Consider the following 4,953-nt stretch of genomic DNA (forward strand, 5'->3'; position numbering starts at 1 on the left):
ACCACTACTGTGAACCACGACGTCCTCCTCGTTGTTGTTGGGACACCAAGCCCGTTAACAACAGCAGGAGGACGTCCTCGTCTACGGCGAAATCACCATCAACGCGAAACACAGCCTCTTACTACGCGCGCTCGCGGAAATAGGGCTAGGCCAGGTTGGAGCGACGGGGGTAGGCCACTGTCGGATCGGTCAGCACGTTCACCACCGCGGGCAGCGCCGAGGAGAAGGCGCGCTCGAGGGCGGGTCGCAGTTCGGCGGGCGTCGACACCAACTCGCCGTGTCCGCCGAGCGCGGACACGACCTCGTCGTACCGGGTGCCCGGCCGCAGGTCGGCCACCACCGAATACCCGTAGATTGCCTCCATCGGGTGCTTCTCCAACGCCCAGATACCGTTGTTGCCGACCACCGATACGACCTGAATCCCGTGGCGCACCAACGTATCCCACTCCATACCGGAGAACCCGAACGCCCCGTCGCCCTGGAGCAGGATCACCTGCCGATTGGGCCGGGCAAGCTTGGCGGCCAGGGCGTAGCCCGGTCCGGAACCCAGGCAGCCGAACGGGCCGCTGTCGAGCCAGGCGCCGGGCACGTAGCTGTCGATGACGCGGCCGGCATAGGAGCCGAAGTCGCCTGCGTCGACCACCACGATCGCATCGCGGTCGAGCATGGCGCCGATTTCGGCGTACACGCGCATGGGGTGCAGCGGCGTGCGGTCATCGCGCAGCTCATCGGCCTCGGAGGCACGCATCGCGGTTTCGGTGGCACGCAAGTCGGCGATCCAGGGTTCGTGATCGTTGGCGCCGGCCGCCGACAGGGCGGACAACGTGGCGCTGATGTCGCCGTACAGGCCGGCGGCGACCGGTCGCGGCTGTGGTCGTTCCGGGTTGCAGCGGTCGACGGCGATCAGCGCGGTATTCGCGCCGAACACACCCCCGAAGCCCAGCCGAAAGTCCATCGGCACGCCGATCACCAGCGCAACATCGGCCTGCTTCAAGGCCTTTGACCGTGCCCGGGAGAACGCGAGCTGGTGGTCGGCAGGGACCATGCCGCGGGCCATCCCGTTCATCAGCACCGGGATGCGCAGCGCCTCGGTCATATTCAGGAGTGCAGTCTCGGCGTGCCCCCACCAGACGTTGGTCCCGGCCATGATGACCGGCCGTTGCGCCTCGGCCAGCAGGCCAAGCGCAGTGCTCACGGCGTCGCCGTCGGCCTGCATCACCGCGGTCGGTTCGCTCAGCGCCCCCGGCGTGCCGGTGTCCGCGGCCTCGCTGAACACGTGGTCCATCGGAAAGTCGACGAACGACACACCCGAGGGTCCGCCCGCCGTCCCGGCGGCGGCGCGCAACGCGTCATCGACCAGTCCCGCAACGGCATCCGGTGCCTGGGCGGTCGCGGCGAAGCGGGTAAGCGGCGCGACGAACGGGACGTGGTCGATCTCCTGAAGGCTTCCCTGACCCCACCGCATGGCCGGTGCGCGACCGCCGAGAATCACCAGCGGTGATTGGTTCTGCTGCGCGGCGGCCATCGCGCTCATGCCGTTGGTGACACCGGGCCCGGCCGTCAAGGCCGCGACACCCGGTATTCGGGTCACCTTGGACCAGCCCTCGGCGGCGAACGCGGCGGTCTGCTCGTGGCGGGTGTCGACCAGTCGGATGTCCTCCGCCCGGCAACCGTCGTAGATCGAGAACAGATGCCCGCCGGAAAGTGTGAACACCGTGTCGATTCCGCTCGCCCGCAACCGCCGCGCGACCAGATGCCCCGCGTTCACCGTCGACGGAACCGGCGCATCGCTGCTCATGGTGGCAGCATAACCACGCGTGACGAACCCCGAGGAAACGCAAGTGTTGATCGCCGGCGCCGGGCTTGTCGGTCTCACCGCCGCCATCGAACTGGCCAGGCGCAGCGTCGACCGCCGTATCGTCGACCCGCTGCCCGAGCCGCCGCTGTACGCCAAAGCGGTTGGCGTACAACCGCGCTCACTCGAGGTGTTCGAGAACTTGGGCCTCCTGGGACGGATCCTCGACGCGGCAACGCCGATGCGCGGTCAGCTGGTCTACGTCAACGGCGAGCAGGTCGCGAAGGCCGACTTCGACGTCCCCGCCGATGTGCCCTTCGGCTTCGTCGCGATTCCTCAGTACCGACCACCGCGCGCAACCTGCGCTGGTCGTCGGTGTTCCGGATCAGCCACCGCATTGTCGACGCCTACCGGCGCGGCCCGGTGTTCGTCGCCGGCGACGCCGCCCACATCCACCCGCCGACCGGCGCGCAGGGGATGAACACCGGCATCCAGGACGCCCAAAACCTGGCCTGGAAACTGGCGTTGGCGGTGTCGGGCGCCACGACGCCCGATCTGCTCGACAGCTACGACGCCGAACGCCGGCCGGTCGGCGAGGAAGTGGTCGGGCGCACCGTGCGCAGCGCCCGCGACGGCATCGGCGCCGACTCGACCGATCCGCAGTACGTGATCCGCCGCGAGGCGCAGTTGCTCATCGATTACGCGGACAGCCCGATCGTCGCGTCGGGTGCAGGACGACGGGCCGACGACGCGAACGGGCTGACACGCGACACCGTCACCGGGCCGCTGCGGTTGTTCCAGCTCTTCGGCCGCGACCACACCACGCTGTTGTACGCGGGTCCGGCTGCGGCCAAGCCGACGTCGCGAACTTCGAACGTGCCGCCGCAGCGGCGATCGCGGTCGCCGGCGAGCGCATGACCGTGCACCTGGTCGCCGCGCCCGACGCCGACGTCGCCGACACGACGCTACCGCTGATCCGCGACGCAGAAGGACAACCTCGCTGCCCATCTGCGCTCCACATTCACCCGATAAGCGCACTTCGTCCGACTCGCGGCCCATGGTTGGTCTTTCTGAAACGCCTGCGGCGGTCGGAGAAGGTACCTTGCCGGAGTGAATGAGGGAATGTTCAGCCCGACGCTGGACTGGGGCAGTGAACTGTGGACATCGCTGGTGTGGATCGCCCGGGCCTGGGCGATCACGGCGGTGTGCACTCTGATCGTCCTGGTGCTCATCGCGAAGTTCACCGAGTGGGGCCGTCAGTTCTGGCGCATCACCGGCGACTACTTCAAGGGTCCGGAGAGCGTCAAGATCTGGCTGTGGCTGGGCACGCTGCTGCTCTCGGTGATCATCGGGGTTCGCCTGACGGTGCTGTTCACCTTCCAGGGCAACGACATGATGACCAGCTTCCAGGTGGTGGCCTCCGGCCTGGGCACGGGCGACGACACCATCCGGAACTCCGGCAGGGACGGGTTCTGGTTGTCGATGATGATCTTTGCGATCCTGGCCGTCATCCACGTCGCGCGGATCATGCTTGACCTCTTCTTGACCCAGCGGTTCATGTTGGCCTGGCGAGTCTGGCTCACCGACCGGCTCACCAGTGACTGGTTGGACGACAAGGCCTACTACCGCGGCCGATTCATCGACGACACCATCGACAATCCCGACCAGCGCATCCAGTACGACATCGACATCTTCACCGCCGGTGTCGGCGGCCTGCCGAACACACCCAACAACACCTCGACCGCCACACTGCTGTTCGGCGCGATCAGTGCGATTGTCTCGATGGTCTCCTTCACCGCGATCCTGTGGAACCTGTCGGGGACGCTCACGCTGCCGTTCATCGGCGACGTGCCCCGGGCGATGTTCTGGATCCTGTTGGCGTACGTGCTGCTGGCTTCGGTCTTCGCCTTCTGGATCGGCAGGCCGATCATCTGGCTGTCGTTCTACAACGAGAAGTTCAACGCCGCCTTCCGCTATGCGCTGGTGCGCCTGCGCGACGCGTCCGAGGCGGTCGCCTTCTACCGCGGCGAGATCGCCGAAAGGTCAGGGCTGCGGCGGCTGTTCGCGCCGGTGGTCAGTAACTACAAGCGCTACATCAACCGCATGATGGGCTTTTACGGCTGGAACCTGTCGATGGACCAGATCATCGTCGTGCCGCCCTATCTGCTGCAGTTCCCCCGGTTCTTCACCGGTGAGATCACGCTCGGCGCGATGAGCCAGACCGCGGCGGCGTTCGGCAACATCGAGGGGGGCCTGTCGTTCTTCCGCAACGTCTACGACCAGTTCGCCGGCTACCGGGCGGCGATCATCCGGCTGCACGGCCTGGTGATCGCCAACGATGAGGGCCGGGCGTTGCCCGAACTGACCACCACGCCGTGCGCGGACGGCACCGTCGAGCTCTCCGCCGTCGAAGTCCGCACCCCCGACGGCCGACAACTGATCAGACCGCTCGACATGCGCTTGGAGGTCGGTGACTCGTTGGTGGTCACGGGCAAGTCGGGCAGCGGCAAGACCACCCTGCTGCGCAGCCTGGCGCAGCTGTGGCCGTTCACCTCGGGACGGCTGACTCGGCCGTGCGGGCCCAACGAGACGATGTTCCTCTCGCAGATGCCGTACGTGCCGCTGGGCGATCTGCGCACCGTGGTCAGTTACCCCAATGAAGTCGGCGAGATCGACGACAGGACGTTGAAACACGTACTACACAAGGTGGCGCTGCCGCATCTGGCGGACCGCCTCGACGAGGTCGACGACTGGGCCAAGGTGCTCTCCCCTGGCGAACAGCAACGCATCGCGTTCGCCCGCATCCTGCTGACCAAACCCAAGGCCGTGTTCCTCGACGAGTCCACGTCCGCGCTCGACGAGGGCCTGGAGTTCATGCTCTACCAGTTGGTTCGCACCGAACTGCCCGGCACCATCCTGGTCAGCGTGAGCCACCGCAGCACAGTCGAACAGCACCACACCCACGAACTCGAGCTGCTGGGCGACGGCGACTGGCGGTTGGGTCGCGTCGAGGGTGACGAACCGGCGAAGGTCTAACTGGCTGTAGGTCGTGTCAAGGCTTTGAGTGGGCGTAGTGAACTGAGCATCCGGGTTGGTGCGGGTTTGGTAGCGCTGTGATGTCGGCTGTCGGGTGATGCGGCGGGGTGCCGGGCGCCCAC

The 4,953-nt window shown here is 66.8% G+C and carries 2 protein-coding genes and 2 pseudogenes; 3 read left to right on the forward strand and 1 reads right to left on the reverse strand.

The genetic code is table 11. The features are described 5' to 3' along the window. Positions 1–145 precede the first annotated feature (145 nt). Positions 146–1,798, reverse strand: a complete 1,653-nt coding sequence (locus AAHH99_RS20260; RefSeq protein ID WP_418770306.1) for an acetolactate synthase — start codon at positions 1,796–1,798, stop codon at positions 146–148. Between the two features lie 43 nt (positions 1,799–1,841). On the opposite strand from AAHH99_RS20260, the pseudogene AAHH99_RS20265 reads away from it, so the two are divergent. From AAHH99_RS20265 to AAHH99_RS20275, 3 genes and pseudogenes are all read left to right on the forward strand, one after another. Further along, positions 1,842–2,009, forward strand: a pseudogene (locus tag AAHH99_RS20265) (FAD-dependent monooxygenase); the annotation flags it as partial. A 125-nt stretch (positions 2,010–2,134) separates the two neighbouring features. Then, positions 2,135–2,713: pseudogene (locus AAHH99_RS20270) on the forward strand (FAD-dependent monooxygenase); the annotation flags it as partial. 204 nt (positions 2,714–2,917) lie between these two features. Continuing rightward, a complete protein-coding gene (locus tag AAHH99_RS20275) occupies positions 2,918–4,831 on the forward strand; it encodes an ABC transporter ATP-binding protein/permease (RefSeq protein WP_418770710.1) in 1,914 nt (637 codons plus the stop codon). Positions 4,832–4,953: the final 122 nt, after the last annotated feature.

The organism is Mycobacterium neumannii, from assembly GCF_048452905.1.
In the GTDB taxonomy this organism is placed as follows: Bacteria; Actinomycetota; Actinomycetes; order Mycobacteriales; family Mycobacteriaceae; genus Mycobacterium; species Mycobacterium neumannii_B.